Genomic DNA, 18,655 nt, shown 5'->3' with positions numbered 1-18,655 from the left:
ACGGCGTTTGGGCGAGGCGCGCCCGTCGTCGGCTGCGCGCAACGGTTCGCGCCTGGCCGTGCAGCTGTGGATGAATTTCGTCATGCGCACGCATCCACGAGATAGCGCACTAGCGCCGCAGGTGGCGGATCAGCAGGACCAGGGCCAGCGCGGGCGCGACGGAAAACGCGGCGAACAGCCACAACGCGGCCTGCCGCGCGCCTTCGACGCCGCCCGGTTGCGCCAGTCCCGCGCTGTTGGTGATGACGCCGGCCAGCGCCGCCGTCAGCGCCGTCGCATAGAGCTGCACGGTGGTGATGGACGAGGAGGTCAGGGTTTCCTGGCCCGCCGGCGCGGCATTGAAGACGCGGGTCAGCAGATGCGGCCAGCCCAGGCCGATGCCGAAGCCCACCGCGGCCAGCGCCAGCGCGCCGCCGGCCAGGCCGGCAGGCGATCCGAAGGCGCCGGGCAGCGGCATCAGGATCGCCAGCAGCACCAGCGCGGCCAGCACCACCGCCGGCCCCAGCCGCATCATGCCATCGGCCGCCGCGCCGCTGCGCGTGGCGCTGGGCATGGCGGCCAGCGTCCAGCCCGCCGCCATCGCCGCCGTCATGTAGCCGGCAGCCAGCGGCGAGAAACCGTGGATGGTCTGCAGGAAGTAGGGCACGAAGATCTCGGTGGTGATGGCGGCCACCACCAGGCATATGATGGCGTACAGCGAGCCTAGCGGCGTCGCCAGCGTATAGGCGCCGCTGGGCAGCAGTTTCTTGCCAGCGCGCGTGTCGACCCGCGCGATCAGCAGCGCGATGGCCAGGCCGGCGGCGATGCCGGCCAGGTTCCAGCGCAGGTCCTTGGACAGGCTGGCCAGTGTGATGGCCAGCACGCTGGCCACCAGCAGCCCGAGCGTGGCCAGCGGCACCGGGCTGGGCCGCGCGTCGCTCACCGTCGACTTGCCGCCCACCTTGGCCGCCACGATGAGGGCCAGCAGCGCGCCGACGGGCAGCAGCGTCCAGAACGCCAGGCGCCAGTGGCCGGTCTGGGCGAAGATGCCGCCAATGGCCGGGCCGCACAGCGTGGCCACGCCCCACATGCCGGACACCAGCGCCATCGCGCGCGACCACAACGCCGAATCGAACACGATGCGGATCAACGCATAGCTCAGCGCGAACAGCACGCCACCGCCCAGTCCCTGGATGCTGCGGCCCGCCAGCATCCAGGGCATGGAGGGCGCGAGCGCGCAGACGACGGAGCCGGCCGAGAAGACGGCCACGGCCAGCAGGTACGCCGCCTTGGGACCCAATGCCTGGATCAGCCGCGCCGACAGGGCCGAGCCGACGATGGAGGTCACCACGAACAGGGTGGTGTTCCAGGCGTAGTACTCCAGGCCGCCGATGTCCTTGATGATGCTGGGCAGGATGGTGGTGACGATGTAGACGTTGATGGCGTGCAGGGCGACGCCGCCGGCCAGCGCGATGGAACGCAGCGCGTTGGCGCCATGCAGCAGGTCGGCCCAGCTGGCGCGGGGCGCCTGCGCGGTGTCTGAATTCACGGTGTGCTCCTGCCGCTGCGGGCTTGGGGATATTTAAACAAGAATTATCTTTGAATAATAAAGGGGAGCGGCCGGGCCGGCAAGGGCGGTGGCGGCGTGGGGTTCCTCGGGGCCGGGCATGCAAGGCGCCACGCCAGCCGTTCCATGGATCTTTGTGTCCGGCGCTTGCCGGAGACGGCTTCAGCGTCGGCGCAGCCCATCCAGCAGCAGGTCCAGCGCGCGCAGCGCCTGCTCCAGCCGCTCGCCATCGTCGGGCGCCGCGGCGATCCAGAAGGCGCCGTCCATCAGCGCCCCGTTGATGAGTCGCGCCAGCGCCTGAGGTGCGGCGGCATGGACCTGGCCCTCATCCATCAGGCTTTGCAGCATGGCGGCCAGCGATGCGATGCAGGGCTGCAGGGCCGCCTCCGAGGCCGGCCCCAGCACGGCGCGCGCGTCCTGCAGCGCGATGCGCTGGATTTCGGGTTCGGTCGCCATGCGCAGCCAGGCGCGGCAGCGTTCGCGCAGCGCCGTCCAGGCGTCGGGCGCCGCGTCCGAGATGCGCTGCAGCCGCTGGTCCATTTCCTGGTCAAGTTCGGCGGCTACCGCGGCCAGCAGTCCCTGCTTGTCGCCGAAGTGATGGTAGAGCGCGCCGCGGGTCAGGCCGGCGGCGGCGGTCAGCTCGTCCATGGACGCCGCGGCATAGCCCGATTCGCGGAACGCCTTGCGGGCGGCGGCCAGCAGCTTCACACGGGTTGCCTCGATCATTTCGGCGCGGGTTCGGGACATGGCGGGTTTCCTGGTGGCATACGCTGCGTATGTTAATTGACATACGACATGTATGTTAATAAGATTTTGCATACGCTTCGTATGTCAATCTGGCGCGGCCTGGACGGTGGCGCCCTTTGTTTCACAGGTGCGCGGTTGCGAAATCCCTATCGAGAGTTGTTCAAGGCGCCCGGCGCCGCCGGCTTCGTGCTGGCCGGGCTGGTGGCGCGGCTGGCGCTGCCCATGGCGGGCATCGGCATCATCACCATGCTGTCCCAGCTGCGAGGCGCCTACACGTTGGCAGGGGCGGTGGCGGCCACGTTCTCGCTGTCCACCGCCTTGCTGGCGCCGTGGATATCGCGCCGGGTGGACCGGCACGGGCAGACCCGGGTGCTGCCGCTGGCGGCGGGCCTGAGCATCCTGGCGCTGGCGGGGCTGGCGGTCGGCGCGCATGGGGGCTGGCCGGACTGGACCCTGTTCGCCTGCGCGGCGGCGGCCGGCGCCATGCCCAGCATGCCGGCCATGGTCCGGGCGCGCTGGAGCGTGCTGTACCGCGACCAGCCGCTGCTGCGCACGGCCTTCGCGCTGGAATCGGTGCTGGACGAGGTCACGCTGATCGTCGGCCCGCCGCTGGCGGTGGGGCTGAGCGTGGCCTGGTTTCCCCAGGCCGGGCCGCTGGCCGCCGCGGTGCTGCTGGCCGTTGGCATCACCGCGTTCAGCCTGCAGACCCGGACCGCGCCGCCGGCGAGCCCGGCGCGCGCCGGCCGCGAGCCCACCGTGCTGCGCCTGGCGGCCTTGCGCCAGCTGACGCTGATGCTGGCCGCGATGGGCGTGATCGTGGGCGTCATCGACGTGATGAGCGTGGCCTTCGCCACGCGCCAGGGCGTGCCGGCGGGCGCGAGCATCGTGCTGTCCGTGTATGCGCTGGGTTCCTGCCTGGCCGGACTGGCGTTCGGCGCGATGCGCCTGTCCATGCCCTTGCCGCGCATGCTGGCCATCGCGGGGACGATGACGGCGGCGACCACGCTGCCGCTGCTGTGGGTGGACGACCTGCTGGGCCTGTCGCTGGCGGTATTGGCGGCGGGCGTGTCGTTCGCCCCGACCATGATCATCGCCATGGGCATGGCGGAGGCGGCCGCGCCCGCGCATCGCCTGACCGAAAGCCTGACCTGGCTGATCACCGGCCTGTTCGCCGGCGTGGCGGCGGGCGCCGCGCTGGCGGGCTGGCTCGTGGACGTGCATGGCATCCGCGCGGGCTTCGGCGCTGCGGTCGGCGCGGGCGCGGCGGTGCTGGCGATCGTGCTGTCCGGCGCCTTGCGCAGGCGTGACGCGGGCGCGTCATCGGCGGCCTGAACGGCGTGCCGGCGCAGATAGAATTCCTGGCATGCGCGCCGCGGGGCGCGTGATCATCAGGAGAACAGCATGTCCAGAACCGTGATCAATCCCGACACCGTCTTCAACTCGGTGCAATACGGCTTCAGCCAGGCCGTGGTCGTCACCGGCAGCCGGCGCATGCTGTTGTCGGGACAGGTCGGCATCGATGTCCACGAACGTACCGTGGGGCCGGGCCTGCAGGAACAGACCGAGGCCGCGCTGGACAACATCGAGCGCGTGCTCGCCGCCGCGGGCGGGCGGATCGATCAGGTCATCATGCTGCGCATCTATATCTGCGAAACGGCGCGTGAGGACCAGGAGGTGATCGCGCAGGCGCTGCGGGATCGTTTCAAGTCCGATCCGCCGCCTTCGTCGTGGATCGTCGTCAGCGGCCTGTCGCTGCCGGAATGGCTGATCGAGATCGAAGCCGAGGCCATGCTCGACTAGGGCGTGGGCGGCGGGGCCGCGATGCCGCTGGCGCTAGGCGGACGCCGCGCCGCGCGCGGGCTTGTCGCGCCACGGGGGCGCGGCGAAGGCCTCTTTCAGATACGCGAGAAAGCCCGCCGTGCGCGCGGGCAGGTCCTGGCGCGATTTCACCAGCGCCACCACGTTGGCCGGTGGCAGCGCCCATCCGGCCAGCAGCGGCACCAGCCTGCGGGCGCGCACGTGGTCCGCCACGTCCCATTCCGAGCGGGCCACGATGCCCTGGCCGTCCAGCGCCCATTGCAGCGCCGCCGCGCCCGTGTTGCTGGAAAGCACCGGCGCGATGCGCACGCCGACCGCCGGGCCGCCGCCTTTCTTGAAGCGCCACAGGGTCACGTCCTCGTCGTTCTCGCGCAGCGCGATGCAATCGTGCTCGCGCAGGTCCTCCGGCTTGGCCGGCGCGCCATGGCGCGCCAGGTAGGCGGGCGAGGCGCAGAGGATGCGGCGGTTCGGCGCCAGTGGATAGGCCACCAGCGTGGAGTCGCGCAACTCGCCGATGTGCACCATCACGTCCCAGTCGTCGCTGGACAGCCGGGGCGGGCCGTCGGACAGCGTCAGGCTGGCGGTGATGCCCGCGCTGCGCTGGCGGAACTGCGCGACCAGGCCGGCGATGTGGCGTTGCCCGAAACCCAGCGGCGCCACTACCCGCAGATGGCCGGCCACCATGCCGCGGCGGCCCGCCAGCTCGTCGGCCAGGTCATTGATTTCATTGCTGATCTGCGTGGCGCGCTGCGCCAGCAGGCGGCCTTCGTCGGTCAGGGCGGTGCCACGGCCCGAACGGTTCACCAGGCGCACGCCCAGCCGCTTTTCCAGCGCGTTGAGCCGCTGCGTCACGGCAGGCGGCGTCACGTCGAGCGCGCGCGCCGCCTGCGCCAGCGAGCTGGTCGACGCCAGGCTCAGGAAGAAACGAAGATCGTCGGTGGTGATCATGCGGCCGCCTGGGTGTTCAGAATGGAATTAACTGACAATTAAGGCGATATTAAACATGCGGGCGCGCATGCGCGCCATACTGCGGACTCGGCGGGATTGCGTCCGCGCAGTCGCCGCCATTGCCACCCGGCCAGACCGGGCGACCGACTCACGACCACAGAATCCGCCATGAACGACACGCCCAGCGCCTCGCAGCGCCCGACCCTGGAATCCCTGGACACGCCTTGCCTGGTCCTGGACGAGATGCGGATGACGCGCAACATCGAGCGCCTGAACGGCCTGATGGCCGGGCACGGCGTGCGCCTGCGGCCGCACCTGAAGACACCGAAGTCCATCGACGTGGCGCGCCGCGTGATGACGGGGCCCACAGGTCCCGCGGCGGTCTCCACCTTGCAGGAAGCCGAGCAGTTCGCCGCCGCCGGCATCACGGACCTGCTGTACGCCGTGGGCGTGGCGCCGGCCAAGCTGGACCGCGTGCTGGCGCTGCGCCGCCAGGGCGCGGACCTGACCGTGGTGGTCGACAGCCTCCTGGCCGCCAGCGCCGTCGCCGAGCGCGCGCAGGCCGAGGGCGAGATCATTCCCGCGTTGATCGAGATCGACTGCGACGGCCACCGCGCCGGCGTCCAGCCGGGCAATACCGAGCAGCTGTTGGCGATCGCCCGCAAGCTGCAAGGCGCGGGTTGCCTGCGCGGCGTCATGACGCATGCCGGCGAATCCTATGGCTGCCGCAGCGTCGAGGCCATCGCCGACATGGCCGAGCAAGAGCGGCGAGCGGCGGTGAGTTGCGCCGACGCCATCCGCGCCGCCGGCCTGCCGTGTCCGGTCGTCAGCGTGGGGTCCACGCCCACCGCCCATTTCGCCCGCAGCCTGGAAGGCGTGACCGAGGTGCGCGCCGGCGTCTACGTGTTCTTCGATCTGGTGATGGCGGGGCTGGGCGTATGCCAGGCCGACGATATCGCGGCATCGGTGCTGACCACGGTGATCGGTCATCAGCCCGAAAAGGGCTGGATCCTGGTGGACGCGGGCTGGATGGCGATGTCGCGCGACCGTGGCACCGCGAAGCAGCCCGTGGATCAGTTGTACGGCCTGGTGTGCGATGCGCAGGGCAGGCCGTATCCCGACCTGCTGCTGGCCGAGACCAACCAGGAGCAGGGCATCATCAAGCTGCGCGCCGGCAGCGGCGCGGCCTTGCCGGATCTGTCGCTGGGCACCAAACTGCGCATCCTGCCCAATCATGCCTGCGCCACCTGCGCGCAGCATGAGGCCTATGAAGTGGTGCGCGGAGCCTCGCCCGAGGTCGTCGCGCACTGGGAACGTTTCCGCGGCTGGTGAGCCGCGCCTGGACTGGAATCCGCATGGACCTGATTTACACCCCCGACGCCACGCCGCCCGCCGGCCATTATTCGCAGGCGGTGCGCGCCAACGGCTTTGTTTTTGTCTCGGGACAGCTCGGCTTCCTGGCGCCTGCCGGGCCGGGCGCCAGGCCCGTGCTGGCGCAGGGCGCGGCCGCACAGGCCGACGAGGCGCTGCGCAGCATGGAAGCCATCCTGCTGGCGGCGGGCTCGTCGCTGGCGGCCGTGGTCAACGTCACTGTCTACGTGCGCGACGTGGGCTTGTGGGACGAGGTCAACCGCGTTTATGAGCGCCGCTTCGGGGCGCATAAGCCCGCGCGCGCCATCGTGCCGACCGGCGAACTGCATTACGGCGCGCTGGTTGAAATCAGCGCCGTCGCGCTGGCGCAGGCGTAGTCCCGCCTGGCCGGCTGCCTATAATGCGGGCGATTCCAGGCTACGGAGGATGTCCGCGATGCAGTATGAATATCTGTTCTGGTCCATGGCCGCCGTCGTGGCGGCGGCGCTGGCTGGCGGCGCGCTGTGCGGCCGGCTGGGATCGGTCAAACGGACCTTGATCGGGGTGGGGGCGCTGGCGGTGGCGATTTTCGTCGCGGTACTGGTGCTGTCGCGTCTGAACGGATTCGCGGATCTGGCGGCGATGCTGTCCATCGCCGCCTTCATGTTCGGACTGGTGATCGCCGCCGCGGCCTCGCTGCTCACGCGGCGCATCCTGCTGCGCCGCGCGGAACGCTGAGCGGGCGGGAAGGGGGTTACTCCTCTTCTTCGTAGTCCTCTTCGCCGTCCTCGTCTTCGTCCTCTTCGTATTCCTCTTCGTCTTCGTCGTCCTGCTCGAGGGCGTCATAGCCCTTCCAGGTAATGCGCCAGCGGGTCGCGCCGGCATTGGCGGCGGTTTCGCTGATCTGCTTGACCAGGCCGGCGTCGGCCAGCAGGTCCATGTGGTGCGCGATGAGCTGCAGGCCTTGCTCTTCGGGATGCGGCGCCAGGGCGGCGTTCTTGATGTCCAGGGTGCTCAGGTTGGGGCCGGGCGCGTCGCGCAGGGCTCCCAGGATCGTGACGACCAGATCGAAATCGCGTTGCATGATGTCCACCATGTGGGGGTAAGAAAGAAACAGGCCGACAATAGCAGAGTTCCGCGGCAGCGATGCGACAGGTCCGGCGGCTGGGTTACAGTCCGGGATCGTTGGTTCACCGCAATGGCGCTACACGTATGAATGAAGCTATGCACGCCGCGCGCGCCGCGCGCGTTTTCCGCCCCGGTCTGGAGGGCGCTTTTCCCTGGATGGCCGGACGATGATGAAGCCCGCTGAACGCGACTGCGTCGCCGTGGTGCCCGGCTATACCGGCCAGGTCGCGAAGCTGTACCTGGCCCGCGACGAGGAAGGCCGCCTCGCAGGCGTTACCATTTTCGACCTGCTGGGCCACGTCAAGCTGCAGGGCACGGCCGACGAGGCCGCCGCCTGGGTGGGCGAGTGGCTGTCGCAAGAATCCGACAATCGCAAGGCCCGGCGCACCCAGCTGCTGGCGCAGTTGTTCCTGTGCAAACTGACGGGTGACGAGAAGGCCGCGTTCCTGGCGGCGCAGCAGGCGCTGGGGCGGACGCTGGCCGATGCCGGGGTGCGCAGCCGTAGCGTGGCGGCCACGTCGGGGGCGGCACGCCCGTCGCTCGGGCCGAAAGTCAGGAATCGGTAGCACAAGGCTGTTATAGTCGCGCCTGGGCGTGATCATGCACCGTCATGAGGCATGCTCAAGCGGGCTTGGCCCGCGCATCAAGGAAGAAGGATCATGGAAATACAAAGTCGGCACCTTGCCGACGTGGCGGGCGGCGTCGAACTGCACACGACGCTGGACGGCGAGAGCATCAGCGTCTACGTCGTGACGGGCGTCACCGATCTCAATGCGATCGCAGAGATCGTCCCCCGCGAGAAAGTCGAGGCCGGAGCGGACATACACGCAGCCAATGTCGACAATATTGATAATGCGCAAGACCAGATCGACCAGGTCCTGGAAAATATGAACCCCGGCGACGTGGCGGTTTTCCTGTGCTCGGACACCGACGCTTTCGGCGCGGCGCTCGATCTGCTTGGTTTGCCCATCGACGAGTAAGCCCGGCGGCAAACCATGGTGCCTGTGTAAACGACGTATATGAAGAGTTTGCTCGTATAAGGGTTTACACGGCATTTATATAAGCCTTGCTTGTTTTTTGATCATGCGTTGGTGTTTTGCACCAGTGCAGGGCTTTTTGTTTTCTATAAAAACGTGCGTGAATATTCGTCAGTTTCTCTTTGTTGCATTATTGGCACGCGTTTTTTAAGATTATATTGACTTGTGAGGGGAACCTAACGATAGTGTCGGCACACGATCACAAGCGTTGCGATTTTCGTTCAGTGCCGTGCCTTTTCCGGCTCAGTGTTATTGTTCTACTGTCCCCTCCTTGATTGATTCGTGACCTCCGGGCATTTGCCCATTATCTCTAGGAAATACAGTATGGAAACCGGCGTCGTTAAGTGGTTCAACTCGGAAAAAGGCTATGGCTTTATCACCCCGGAAGCGGGTGGTAAGGACCTGTTCGCCCACTTCTCCGAGATTCAGGGTTCGGGCTTCAAGTCTCTGGAAGAGAACCAGCGCGTCAGCTTCGTGACCGCCAATGGTCCGAAGGGTCCGCAAGCTACGAAGATTCAAGTCCTGTAAGGACCTGATTTTTCGGAAAAGCCCCCGTCAGGGGGCTTTTTTGTTTCACGATGACTCCAGCCCGGTAGTTCGCTGGACTGCGACGTAGCCCGATACAGCAGGTTTATCAATAGCTTACGCGCTTCCATCATATGCCGGTGCTTTCTGAAACTTGACCCGGTTCTCCCTCGCGCCGCTCCTATCTGGCTCCTGGAATCCGGGTCGTTCCAAGGAGTCATCATGGCAAAGATCAAGCTCACCAAGACCGCCGTAGAGTCGGCGCAACCCCAGGCGAAGGACATCGAACTACGGGATACCGTCGTGCCCGGCTTCCTTTGCAAGATTACCTCGACGGGACGCCGGGTGTTCATGCTCCAGTACCGCACGAACTCTGGCCAGCCCCGCAAGCCCTCGCTGGGACTCTACGGGGAGCTAACCGTCGAACAGGCGCGGGTCAAAGCGCAGGACTGGCTGGCCGAGGTTCGCCGGGGTGGTGATCCCGGCGGTGCCAAGGCCGAGGCGCGCAAGGCGCCCACGATGGCCGAGTTGTGCAAAAAGTTCATGGAGGACTACTCCAAGAAGCGCAACAAGGTCAGCACGCAGGACGGCTACCAGGGCGTCATCGACCGCAACATCATCCCGCTGCTGGGCCGCAAGAAGGTGCATGACGTGAAGCGGCCCGACATTGCGGGGCTCATGGAAAAGCTGGCCTACAAGCCGACCGAGGCCAACAAGACCTTCGGCGTGCTGCGCAAGATGTTCAACTTGGCCGAAGTCTGGGGCTTCCGCCCGGACGGCACGAATCCGTGCCGCCACGTCCCGATGTACCCGCCGGGCAAGGAAACCCGGCTCATCGTGGACGAGGAAATGGTGCGGATCTTCCGCCAGTTGGAGAAACTGGAGGCGGAGGGGCTGGAGAACTACGTCATCCCGTTGGCGATCCGGCTGCAATTCGAGTTTGCGGCGCGGCGCTCCGAAATCTGCCCGCTCGAATGGAGCTGGCTGGACTTCGAGAACCGGCGCGTGGTGTGGCCCGACAGCAAGGTTGGCGGCATTTCCAAGCCCATGAGCGAGGAAGCCTATCGGCTGCTTTCGACGGCGCCGCGTCTGGAAGGCTGCCCTTACGTCCTGCCGTCGCCGAACGACCCGGCCAAGCACCTGACCTTTGGCGAGCACTATGGCGGCTGGTGCCGGACGCTCAAGGCCGCCAGCGTGCCGCACGTAGGCACGCACGGCATCCGTCATCGCTCGACCACCGACATTGCCAATTCCGGTGTGCCGACCAAAGTGGGAATGAAGCTGACGGGCCACAAGACCGTGGCGATGTTCATGCACTACGTCCACACCGAGGACAAGCCGGTGCGCGAGGCGGCCGAGCTGGTGGCCAGCCGCCGCCAAGCCATCACGGGCGCGCGGCAGCTTGCGGAGGCGGTGGCATGAACGGGCGCCGGCCATCAGCAGCATCGCTCGCAGCGCCCGCGGCGCTGCTGGGCGACATTCGGGCACTGATCGAGGCGGCGCGCTTGCGCGCCGCCTCGACGGTGAATAGCGAGCTTACGATGCTCTACTGGCGCATCGGCCAACGCATCCACACGCAGGTCTTGGACAGGCGCCGGGGCGCCTACGGCAAGGAAGTTCTGCCCACCTTGGCTGCGCAGTTGGTGGAGGAGTACGGCAGCAGCTTTGCAGAGCAGAACTTGCGCCGCATGGTGCAGTTCGCCGCCACCTTCCCCGACGAGCGAATTCTCGTATCACTGATACGAGAATTGAGCTGGACGCACTTCATCGCCCTGATGCCGCTGAAAGACCCGCTCCAGCGGGACTACTACGCACAGATGGCCAGCACCCAACGCTGGAGCGTGCGGACGCTGCGCGAGCGTATCGACTCGATGCTGTACGAGCGCACGGCGCTTTCCCAAAAGCCGGAAGAAACCATAGCGCAGGAGTTGGCGACCCTGCGCGATGCGCAGCGCATGTCGCCGGCCCTGGTCATGCGCGACCCGTACATCCTCGACTTCCTGGGCCTGCGGGACACTTGGCAGGAAGGCGACTTGGAAGCGGCGATCATCCGTGAAATGGAGTCCTTCCTGCTGGAGCTGGGCGCGGGCTTCTCATTCGTCGCCCGGCAGAAGCGCATTCCGATCGACGACGAGGATTTCCACCTTGACCTTCTGTTCTACAACCGCAAGCTGCGGCGGCTGGTTGCGGTGGAGTTGAAGGTAGGTGACTTCAAGGCGGCCTACAAAGGGCAGATGGAGCTTTACCTTCGGTGGCTAGACAAGCACGAACGGGAGCCGGAGGAAGCCTCGCCGCTCGGGATCATCCTTTGCACCGGCAAGAAGCGCGAGCAGATCGAATTGCTGGAGCTGGACAAGTCCGGCATCCACGTTGCCGAGTATCTGACCGCCTTGCCGCCGAGGGGCGTGCTGGTGGAGCGGCTGCAACAGGCAACGCAACGGGCGCAGTTGCAAATCGAGCAGCGCAAGACGGACAACGAGTAGTCCTGTCCCAAGCAGTCGGGCGTCCCGGCGTGCCGCCGTCGCGCTGTCGTGCTGCGCATCGAGCTTCGCTGCGCGAGTCTCGCCCCTGTCGGGCTTCCATCACTGACGCCTCCGTCCCGGCTCGTTGATCCGGGCCTGCGCGCTCCGCTTGCCAAAAATCGACTCTGTGCAGTGGGCGGGTGTGGGCGGTCTTGCTGTTCCCTTCACCGTATCACGGCGTTCTCGCCGTCAAGGGCGGCGCGCGCCATGCGCGCTTGCGTCCTGGCGGCCGTCTGCGACCCCTGACTGCTTGCGCTGCGCCGTGCTGCCGCCGGTTCCGGGCAATTCCGCCCGAGCAACCGGAGCACGATCATGTCGCAACTGTCCTTTCCCTCGTTCGATTCCTGTCTGCTGGTGCGCGACGCGCACGGGCGCTATCTACCGGCATCGGCCGACGACATTCTGGAAGCTGCGCGCCAGGTCATTGACCGGAAAATGCGGCGCGGAGCAGAGTTCACTTCGCCGGCGGCGGTCAAGGAATACTTGCGTACAAAGTTGGCCAGCTTCGAGCATGAGGTGTTCGTAGTGCTGTTCATGGATACGCGCCATCGTCTGATCGAATACAGGGAGATGTTCCACGGCACTATTGACGGTGCGTCGGTGTATCCGCGCGAAGTGGTCAAGGAGGCGCTGCGGCTCAATGCGGCGGCGGTCGTCGTTTCGCACAACCATCCGAGCGGAAACCCCGAGCCGAGCGCGGCTGACCGGGCGCTGACCCAGCGGCTCAAGGAAGCGTTGGGTCTGGTGGACGTGCGCGTGCTCGATCACATCATCGTTGCGGGCAACGAAACGGCATCGTTCGCCGAGCATGGGCTGATCTAGCCCAAGGGGCTTCGGCCCCTTTTTGCTGCGCCTGGTGGCATAGCTATGGCCCTCGCGGCCTGATGCTCAGGCCGTCGCAACCTGAATCATCTCGTCGTAATGTTTCTTGTCCACCTCTTCCAGCCACTGGAAGATGTTCCCGATGACGCTGTGGCTTTCGCCTGCCAAGTTTTCTGCGGATTCCTCTGTTATCTCAATAACGTCGCTATGTGAATACTTATTGATAAAGCGGTAGATTTTTTCTTTAAGCTCTGGTGTCGTGATGGTGCAATCTTTTAGGCCAGCCTCCATCAATTGACTAATGTCGCTTCGACGCCTTGGATATTTGAAGGTGAAAAACGATTCAACAAGCTTTCGGGCGAGGTTGGCGGTCAAGAACGCCTCATCTCGATTGAGTGTTGTGTGCGCCCTATATTCGTAGAGCTTCTTGAAGATATAGTGGTACTCGGAACCGTAGTTCTTGAGTGAGTCGTCGGCATCCACAAGTAGGGAGTGACGAGGGGAGCCAGGTGGCGCATCCAGGCGATAAAAGAAGCAATTCTCGGCGTTGCCTTTTTTGACTCGATTCCTATTGGTGCCAGTGAACCAGTCTCTCACTAGCTTAAAGTAAGTGAAGTTGTGAGTCAGCACAAAAAGTTGCTTGGCTTCAGTGCATTGCGTTCTCAAAAACGAGTAGGCGTGAAACAAGTGATTAGAATCAAAGCTTGAGACCGGATCGTCAACGACGACGATCGTATCCTTGATGTTATTTCCATTTTCTTTGAGCTTCGTGATGAAATAGACAAATGCAATCGCAGTTTTCTCACCTTCGCTCAAATTCCCATCGTGCTCACCAACCCCGTTTCTGATGATCTCATAGCCTTTCTTCTTCTGATTGAAGTTCAGGCAAAGCTCAGAGCGGCCAATGAAGCGATGCAGGATGTCATTGAACTCCTTTGCCCCGACCGTTTCATTCGAGAGCGCCGCTTCTATGGCTCCGACCTCTAGACTAATTTTTTCAATTTCCTTATGGTCGTTCTTTGCTTCTGACTCAAGGTCATTGCACTTCTTCTCACTTCCAGCATAGTCAAACTCTTGCACCTCAGCCGCAGCAAAGTGAAGCTCCAGTGCCACCTTGCTTTTTGAGGTCTCAGATTTGAAATTTGAAGTCTTATTGTTGTGCTTTCCAACGAGAGCAACAATCGATTTCAGGATGTCATTGAAATTGGTGACATCGTCTTCAACCACATCCGAGATCTGAATGTCTGTCTTCCCAGGGTCTGTGATCTTGGCCTTCAGGGCTTCCCGCCAGGCGTCGATTTGCTGGTCGATCTTTTCAGCAGCAGTTGCGTAGTCCTTTTGAAGCTTCTCTGCCTCGGCCGATAGTTCTTTATAAAACTCGGTCGATGCGGGAAACTGATTAGCTGGAGCGCCTTGAGATTCAATCCATGTCGCCGCGTTCTGAAGTCGGCTCTGAAACTCCGTGAACTCCTTGCTGAAGTGGGCAGCAAGCGCCTCGGCACGAAGCTGGGCGAACGGAGAGCCGCAGAACTCGCAGGATTGCGAGTCGTGGTTTTTATGGATTTCCAAGCCTGCTTGAACCCATTCGCGGATTTCCGGGTTATCGGTCAGCCGCTGGATTGCTTGATTGACCGCCGTAGTCCCAATCAAATCTCTGATGCGGCCCGCCGCTTTCTTAAAGTAGTCCGGCTCAATGGCCGTTGAGGCGAAAGCAATGCTTGGAAGCTGATCTGGCTTGGCGGCATTCGTAAGGTCGATAACCCTCTCATCTGGAAGAACCGACTCCGCCTTGATAATTGTCTCGCCGTTATTCTGTATGAAGTTGAAGAGCTTGCGGCGGTCGTAATTCAAGTAATAACTGTCGCTCGTATCAATCGCCTGAAGTCCAAGCTTCATTTTCTTGGCAGCATTGGTCAGGAACTTCTCTAATGCCTCACGCTGCTTCTTGATATCGCTTTGCTTGTCGTCGTGAGCCTTCTTTTTCGACTGAAGCTCGCTCTTCAGCTTCTCCAGCTTCTGCAAGTCATCAATCTTCTCTTTCGCAATAAGAAGGATGCTCTTTACGGATTTGTCCCAATCAATGTTCTCATGCACGAAGCGTTGATTGAAAACATGAATATTCAATTGGGATGAGTGGAGTGTGGATTCCGTGATCGTTGAGCCATCCTCCAGAACTACTGAAAATTGGCCCGTGCTGAAGCGGGGAACCATCGAGCGAAGCTCAAAGCAAGAGAATAGATTCGATAACGTTGACTTGCCTGTTCCATTCCAACCATAGACCAGGTTGTACCGGCCGAACTTTTGGATCTTCGTTCCATTGAAGTCGCTGAAGATTCCGAACTGTTTGAGGCGGTTGATGCAGACAATCATCTCTATATCTCCGTGTTCTTGCTTTCCCATCATTTGCTTGCGAAACAAATGGTAAACGAAGAGTCCTCTTGCGTCTCCGCTTCGCGGATCGCGCTGCTCCAGGTTCGCTAGTCGCTCATCCCTGGCGGGACTGGCTTCGCCAGCCTTCCGCATCGCTGACGCCTACGGCCCGGCTTCCAGCTTCGGGCCTGCGCGCTTCGCTTGCGTGCGGTCAGCACAAAGGGATGGCCGTTGCCTTGTCCAGCCGTCTCCCCTGACTTCATCACCTTACCCGCGACCGTAGCCCGCGACCGTGTGCCGTCAAGGCGCGCAGGGCCGTGTCCTCGGCTGCGCCTGCGGGCCGCACCAACCCTGCGCTTGGCTCCTTGACGGCCCCCGTCCGCGCGCTCCTTTGGGCGCGGGCGATGAACTCAGGAAAGACGGTGGCAACAGGGCCAACCGGGTTCCTCGTGCCGACCGCACCAAACAGCCGAAAGGCTGGGCTCCGAATCTAGAAATCCGGTGTGCGGTGTGAACAGCAAACCTCTTTTGTCAGGAGAAAGACCATGCAACTCGCATCCCGTTTCGCTTTCCGCTCCCCCTCGCTGCGCAGCGATTACCCGCTGTCCGACGACCAGATTCACCGCGTGGCCCCGTCCATCTTCGCGGATGCCCCGCACGAGAGCCGTTCGCAGCGGTACGCCTATATCCCCACCGCCGCCGTGCTGACCGAGCTTCGCAAAGAAGGCTTCCAGCCTTTCATGGTGACGCAAACCCGCGTGCGCGACGAAGGCAAGCGCGAGCACACCAAACACATGATTCGCTTGCGCCATGCCAGCCAGATCAACGGCGCGGAGGCCAACGAAATCGTGCTGCTGAACTCGCACGACGGCACCAGCAGCTATCAGATGCTGGCCGGAATGTTCCGGTTCGTGTGCAGCAATGGCCTTGTCTGCGGCAACACCGTGGCCGATGTGCGAGTGCCCCATAAAGGCGACGTGGCCGGTCTGGTCATTGAGGGGGCTTACGAAGTCTTGAGCGGTTTCGATCGGGTGAAGGAATCGCGCGATGCCATGCGCGGCATCACCTTGGACGATGGCGAATCCGAAGTGTTCGCCCGCGCCGCGCTCGCCCTCAAGTACGACGACCCCGACAAGCCCGCGCCCATCACGGAATCGCAAATCCTGATGCCGCGCCGCTTCGACGACCGCCGCCCCGACCTGTGGAGCGTGTTCAACCGCACCCAAGAAAACCTGACCCAAGGCGGGCTGCGTGGCCGCAGCGCCAACGGGCGCCGACAGCAAACCCGCCCGGTGCAGGGCATCGACCAAAACATCCGACTAAATCGCGCCCTCTGGCTGCTGGCCGATGGCATGCGCCAGTTGAAAGCCTGAATCCCCACGCGGCAGGGGCAGGCAGCAGCCCTTGTCGCTTTCTTCGCTGCTGCATCCCTGAACCGATAGGAGTTATCACCATGAACGCCGTTACCCAAACCGAAGCCCGCGCCATCAACACCGCCGCCGCTATCCCGCTGGAAGCCGCTGATCCGACCAAGAACCTGATTCTGGTTCCGCTGTCGCGGCTGGTGTCGCGTCCCACTGGCCGCAACGTGCGCAAGACCCCGCGCATGTCCATTCCCGAACTCGCCGCCAGCATCCAGCGTGTCGGCCTGCTGCAAAACCTCATCGTGATTGCCGCCGCCGATGGCGAGCATTACGAGGTCGTGGCCGGTGACCGTCGCCTCGCAGCGTTGAAGCTGCTGGCGAAAAAGCACCGCATTAGCAAGGAATGGGAGGTGCCTTGCCTGCTGGTGGCCGATGGCACCGCCCGCACGGCCAGCCTCACCGAGAACGTGCAGCGCGAAGCCATGCACCCCGCCGACCAGTTCGAGGCGTTCGCCGCGCTCGTGGCCGAAGGCCGCAGCATCGAGGACATTGCAGCGGATTTCAGCGTCACGCCGCTGGTGGTGCAGCGCCGTCTGAAACTCGCCAACGTGTCGCCGCGCCTGCTGGCCGACTACCGGGCCGAGGCCGTGAGCCTTGACCAGTTGATGGCCCTCGCCATCACCGACGACCATGCTGCGCAGGAAGCCGCGTTCTACGATGCGCCCACATGGCAGCGCGGCCCGCACAACCTGCGCGACCGCCTGACCGAACGCGAAATCGACGCCTACCGGCATCCGCTGGTGCGCTTTGTCGGGCTGGACGGCTACGAGCAGGAAGGCGGTGGCATCCGCCGCGACCTGTTCGCGGAGGGCGACAAAGGCGTGTATCTGACCGATGCCGCACTGCTGGAACGGCTGGCGCAGGACAAGCTGGCAGGTATCGCCGCCAAGGTGCAGGCCGAGGGCTGGGCGTGGGTGGATGCCACGCCGGGCATGACCCATGCCGATCTGCAAGCCTTCCAGCGTGCGCCAAGGGAACGCCGCAGTCCGAACAAGCGCGACGCGCAGCGCATCGAGAAGCTGCAAACCAAGCTGCACGAACTGGCCGAGGCGGTGGATGCCGCGCTGGACGACGAGGACGAGGAAAAGGCCGATGCCTTGCAGGAAGAAGGCGAACGCCTGGGCGAGCAGTTGCAGGCGCTGGAAGATGGCTTGCTGGACTATGCGGCCAACGTGAAGGCCGCAGCCGGTGCCATTGTCACCATCGACCGCGACGGGCAGGCCGCGATTCATCGCGGGCTGCTGCGCGAAGCGGAGGCCAAGGCACTGCGCACGCTGGAGCGGCTGCGGCAGGGTTTCGGCAGCGAAGGCGAAGCCGCGAACGAGGACGCAGGCGAGGACGACGAGCAGCCCAAGACCGCCGCCATGTCTGACCGACTGGCGCAGCGGTTGAGCGCGCACCGTACCGCTGCGCTGCAAATCGAAGTTGCACGGCATCCGCAAGCAGCGCTGGCCGCCGTGGTGCATGGCATGGTGCAGACCGTCTTGCAGGAAAGGCACTACGGGCACGACCTGCCGCTGGGTGTGCGCCTCACGGTGCAAGACCGGCTGGAAGGCATGGCCCCGGACTGGCCGGAATCACCCGCCGCCGTGGCGCTGCGCGAACTGCAACAGGTGGCAGGCGAAACCTTGCCGGAGGACAGCGCCGAACTGTTCGCCGCGCTGCTGGCGAAATCACAGGATGAACTGGTGCGGCTGTTGGCCGTGTGCTTAGCTTCCACGGTGGACGTGGTGACGCCTCGCGCCACGCCGCACCAGCCCGGCGCGGAACTGGCGCAGGCCGTGGGGCTGGATATGGCCGCGTGGTGGCAGCCCACCAATGAGGGTTACTTCCGGCATGTGCCGAAGGCCGCGATTCTGGAAGCCGTTGGCGGGTTCGCGCCCTCGCACGTCACCCGACTGGCGAAGTTGAAGAAGGGCGACATTGCCAGCGAAGCCGAACGGCTGGCCGCTGGCACCGGCTGGATGCCCGCCATCTTCCGCTCCGAAGGCCCGCAGCAGACCGGGCAGGACGCGCCGGCGGATGGCGAAGCCGAAGCACAGGAAGAAGTGGCCGCCGTGGCGGATGACCAGCCGCAGGCCGAGGCTTTGGCCGCGTGACTTCGCACCGTAGATAGCGCCCCGGTTCCGGCCGGGGCGCTTCATGTTGAGGATGCCTGCCATGACCCACCAACCCGCAAACCGCCCCCGCATAGCTGCGACCTATGCCTCCGGCACGGTGCGCGCCCGCCGCTGGCACGGCGACGGCGACGTGCGCGGCTACCGTCCGCCGCGTGGCTGGACGGCCCGCGCCGACCTGACCGATCTGCATCCCCTCACGGGCCGCGCCTTGCCGCGCGCCGTGTGGTGGATCATCGAAACCAAGGAATAACGAGCCGCACCGGCCCCAAGCCGTGCCGCCTTGGGGCCGGTGGTCGAA

19 protein-coding genes are annotated in these 18,655 nt (G+C 64.5%); 14 read left to right on the top strand and 5 right to left on the bottom strand.

Features of this window, described 5'->3' with window-relative positions:
- Window positions 1-109: 109 nt before the first annotated feature.
- Together AC6LJ9_RS22450 and AC6LJ9_RS22445 are read right to left on the bottom strand one after the other, a co-directional pair.
- Complete coding sequence (locus AC6LJ9_RS22450) at window positions 110-1,528, bottom strand: MFS transporter (protein ID WP_498149255.1); 1,419 nt, start codon at window positions 1,526-1,528, stop codon at window positions 110-112.
- 180 nt (window positions 1,529-1,708) lie between these two features.
- Window positions 1,709-2,293, bottom strand: a complete 585-nt coding sequence (locus tag AC6LJ9_RS22445) for a TetR/AcrR family transcriptional regulator (protein WP_498149254.1) — start codon at window positions 2,291-2,293, stop codon at window positions 1,709-1,711.
- Between the two features lie 135 nt (window positions 2,294-2,428).
- On the opposite strand from AC6LJ9_RS22445, the gene AC6LJ9_RS22440 reads away from it, so the two are divergent.
- Both AC6LJ9_RS22440 and AC6LJ9_RS22435 read left to right on the top strand, forming a co-directional pair.
- Window positions 2,429-3,625 carry an MFS transporter gene (locus tag AC6LJ9_RS22440; protein ID WP_498149253.1) on the top strand — a complete coding sequence of 399 codons (1,197 nt, stop codon included), beginning with the start codon at window positions 2,429-2,431 and terminating at the stop codon, window positions 3,623-3,625.
- A gap of 69 nt (window positions 3,626-3,694) precedes the next feature.
- Window positions 3,695-4,093, top strand: coding sequence for a RidA family protein (locus AC6LJ9_RS22435; protein ID WP_498149252.1), 399 nt, complete (start codon window positions 3,695-3,697; stop codon window positions 4,091-4,093).
- A 33-nt stretch (window positions 4,094-4,126) separates the two neighbouring features.
- Here AC6LJ9_RS22435 and AC6LJ9_RS22430 read toward each other — a convergent pair whose 3' ends face one another.
- Entirely contained in the window at window positions 4,127-5,059 is a 933-nt protein-coding gene (locus AC6LJ9_RS22430) for a LysR family transcriptional regulator (protein WP_212312587.1), read from the bottom strand.
- 168 nt (window positions 5,060-5,227) lie between these two features.
- On the opposite strand from AC6LJ9_RS22430, the gene AC6LJ9_RS22425 reads away from it, so the two are divergent.
- From AC6LJ9_RS22425 to AC6LJ9_RS22415, 3 genes are read left to right on the top strand one after another with little or no spacing between them, the layout of a single operon-like run.
- On the top strand, window positions 5,228-6,391 hold the full coding sequence (locus AC6LJ9_RS22425) for a DSD1 family PLP-dependent enzyme (protein ID WP_498149251.1): 1,164 nt from the start codon (window positions 5,228-5,230) through the stop codon (window positions 6,389-6,391).
- Window positions 6,392-6,414: 23 nt separating this feature from the next.
- Window positions 6,415-6,807 carry a RidA family protein gene (locus tag AC6LJ9_RS22420; protein WP_498149250.1) on the top strand — a complete coding sequence of 131 codons (393 nt, stop codon included), beginning with the start codon at window positions 6,415-6,417 and terminating at the stop codon, window positions 6,805-6,807.
- A 58-nt stretch (window positions 6,808-6,865) separates the two neighbouring features.
- Window positions 6,866-7,147, top strand: coding sequence for a hypothetical protein (locus AC6LJ9_RS22415; RefSeq protein WP_498149267.1), 282 nt, complete (start codon window positions 6,866-6,868; stop codon window positions 7,145-7,147).
- 16 nt (window positions 7,148-7,163) lie between these two features.
- On the opposite strand, the gene AC6LJ9_RS22410 is transcribed toward AC6LJ9_RS22415, so the two are convergent.
- Complete coding sequence (locus AC6LJ9_RS22410; RefSeq protein WP_103276546.1) at window positions 7,164-7,493, bottom strand: DUF2513 domain-containing protein; 330 nt, start codon at window positions 7,491-7,493, stop codon at window positions 7,164-7,166.
- A gap of 211 nt (window positions 7,494-7,704) precedes the next feature.
- Here AC6LJ9_RS22410 and AC6LJ9_RS22405 point away from each other — a divergent pair, with 211 nt between their 5' ends.
- The 6 genes from AC6LJ9_RS22405 (at window position 7,705) to radC (ending at window position 12,443) form a co-directional block, all read left to right on the top strand.
- Window positions 7,705-8,103, top strand: coding sequence for a hypothetical protein (locus tag AC6LJ9_RS22405; protein WP_498149249.1), 399 nt, complete (start codon window positions 7,705-7,707; stop codon window positions 8,101-8,103).
- A 93-nt stretch (window positions 8,104-8,196) separates the two neighbouring features.
- Entirely contained in the window at window positions 8,197-8,517 is a 321-nt protein-coding gene (locus tag AC6LJ9_RS22400; protein WP_103275076.1) for a hypothetical protein, read from the top strand.
- Between the two features lie 381 nt (window positions 8,518-8,898).
- A complete protein-coding gene (locus AC6LJ9_RS22395) occupies window positions 8,899-9,102 on the top strand; it encodes a cold-shock protein (RefSeq protein WP_006220190.1) in 204 nt (67 codons plus the stop codon).
- 219 nt (window positions 9,103-9,321) lie between these two features.
- Window positions 9,322-10,521: a tyrosine-type recombinase/integrase gene (locus tag AC6LJ9_RS22390; RefSeq protein WP_001062689.1), complete on the top strand. Its 1,200-nt coding sequence runs from the start codon at window positions 9,322-9,324 to the stop codon at window positions 10,519-10,521.
- A complete protein-coding gene (locus AC6LJ9_RS22385; RefSeq protein WP_003092331.1) occupies window positions 10,518-11,582 on the top strand; it encodes a PDDEXK nuclease domain-containing protein in 1,065 nt (354 codons plus the stop codon). The genes AC6LJ9_RS22390 and AC6LJ9_RS22385 overlap by 4 nt, the downstream gene beginning before the upstream one ends.
- A 351-nt stretch (window positions 11,583-11,933) precedes the next feature.
- Entirely contained in the window at window positions 11,934-12,443 is a 510-nt protein-coding gene (gene radC / locus AC6LJ9_RS22380) for a RadC family protein (protein WP_003092330.1), read from the top strand.
- A gap of 66 nt (window positions 12,444-12,509) precedes the next feature.
- Here radC and AC6LJ9_RS22375 read toward each other — a convergent pair whose 3' ends face one another.
- Window positions 12,510-14,966 carry an ATP-binding protein gene (locus tag AC6LJ9_RS22375; RefSeq protein WP_001223964.1) on the bottom strand — a complete coding sequence of 819 codons (2,457 nt, stop codon included), beginning with the start codon at window positions 14,964-14,966 and terminating at the stop codon, window positions 12,510-12,512.
- A 392-nt stretch (window positions 14,967-15,358) separates the two neighbouring features.
- Here AC6LJ9_RS22375 and AC6LJ9_RS22370 point away from each other — a divergent pair, with 392 nt between their 5' ends.
- The 3 genes from AC6LJ9_RS22370 (at window position 15,359) to AC6LJ9_RS22360 (ending at window position 18,607) form a co-directional block, all read left to right on the top strand.
- A complete protein-coding gene (locus tag AC6LJ9_RS22370; protein WP_003092327.1) occupies window positions 15,359-16,186 on the top strand; it encodes a DUF932 domain-containing protein in 828 nt (275 codons plus the stop codon).
- A gap of 80 nt (window positions 16,187-16,266) precedes the next feature.
- Window positions 16,267-18,336, top strand: coding sequence for a ParB/RepB/Spo0J family partition protein (locus tag AC6LJ9_RS22365; RefSeq protein ID WP_000994919.1), 2,070 nt, complete (start codon window positions 16,267-16,269; stop codon window positions 18,334-18,336).
- Window positions 18,337-18,397: 61 nt separating this feature from the next.
- Window positions 18,398-18,607 carry a hypothetical protein gene (locus tag AC6LJ9_RS22360; protein WP_022580212.1) on the top strand — a complete coding sequence of 70 codons (210 nt, stop codon included), beginning with the start codon at window positions 18,398-18,400 and terminating at the stop codon, window positions 18,605-18,607.
- The last annotated feature ends 48 nt before the right edge of the window (window positions 18,608-18,655 follow it).

Source organism: Achromobacter sp. 1011811831 (assembly GCF_059760905.1).
The sequence above is the reverse complement of the archived record's forward strand: the minus strand, read 5'-3'. Positions and strand labels throughout refer to the sequence as shown.

Excerpts from the sequence above, each read along its gene's own strand:
- AC6LJ9_RS22385 (WP_003092331.1), top strand. The coding sequence starts at position 10,518 with ATGAACGGGCGCCGGCCATCAGCAGCATCGCTCGCAGCGCCCGCGGCG.
- AC6LJ9_RS22425 (WP_498149251.1), top strand. The coding sequence starts at position 5,228 with ATGAACGACACGCCCAGCGCCTCGCAGCGCCCGACCCTGGAATCCCTG.
- AC6LJ9_RS22445 (WP_498149254.1), bottom strand. The coding sequence starts at position 2,293 with ATGTCCCGAACCCGCGCCGAAATGATCGAGGCAACCCGTGTGAAGCTG.
- AC6LJ9_RS22400 (WP_103275076.1), top strand. The coding sequence starts at position 8,197 with ATGGAAATACAAAGTCGGCACCTTGCCGACGTGGCGGGCGGCGTCGAA.
- AC6LJ9_RS22360 (WP_022580212.1), top strand. The coding sequence starts at position 18,398 with ATGACCCACCAACCCGCAAACCGCCCCCGCATAGCTGCGACCTATGCC.
- AC6LJ9_RS22370 (WP_003092327.1), top strand. The coding sequence starts at position 15,359 with ATGCAACTCGCATCCCGTTTCGCTTTCCGCTCCCCCTCGCTGCGCAGC.
- AC6LJ9_RS22390 (WP_001062689.1), top strand. The coding sequence starts at position 9,322 with ATGGCAAAGATCAAGCTCACCAAGACCGCCGTAGAGTCGGCGCAACCC.
- AC6LJ9_RS22430 (WP_212312587.1), bottom strand. The coding sequence starts at position 5,059 with ATGATCACCACCGACGATCTTCGTTTCTTCCTGAGCCTGGCGTCGACC.
- AC6LJ9_RS22375 (WP_001223964.1), bottom strand. The coding sequence starts at position 14,966 with ATGCGGAAGGCTGGCGAAGCCAGTCCCGCCAGGGATGAGCGACTAGCG.
- AC6LJ9_RS22405 (WP_498149249.1), top strand. The coding sequence starts at position 7,705 with ATGATGAAGCCCGCTGAACGCGACTGCGTCGCCGTGGTGCCCGGCTAT.
- AC6LJ9_RS22420 (WP_498149250.1), top strand. The coding sequence starts at position 6,415 with ATGGACCTGATTTACACCCCCGACGCCACGCCGCCCGCCGGCCATTAT.
- AC6LJ9_RS22365 (WP_000994919.1), top strand. The coding sequence starts at position 16,267 with ATGAACGCCGTTACCCAAACCGAAGCCCGCGCCATCAACACCGCCGCC.
- AC6LJ9_RS22395 (WP_006220190.1), top strand. The coding sequence starts at position 8,899 with ATGGAAACCGGCGTCGTTAAGTGGTTCAACTCGGAAAAAGGCTATGGC.
- radC (WP_003092330.1), top strand. The coding sequence starts at position 11,934 with ATGTCGCAACTGTCCTTTCCCTCGTTCGATTCCTGTCTGCTGGTGCGC.
- AC6LJ9_RS22410 (WP_103276546.1), bottom strand. The coding sequence starts at position 7,493 with ATGCAACGCGATTTCGATCTGGTCGTCACGATCCTGGGAGCCCTGCGC.
- AC6LJ9_RS22435 (WP_498149252.1), top strand. The coding sequence starts at position 3,695 with ATGTCCAGAACCGTGATCAATCCCGACACCGTCTTCAACTCGGTGCAA.
- AC6LJ9_RS22415 (WP_498149267.1), top strand. The coding sequence starts at position 6,866 with ATGCAGTATGAATATCTGTTCTGGTCCATGGCCGCCGTCGTGGCGGCG.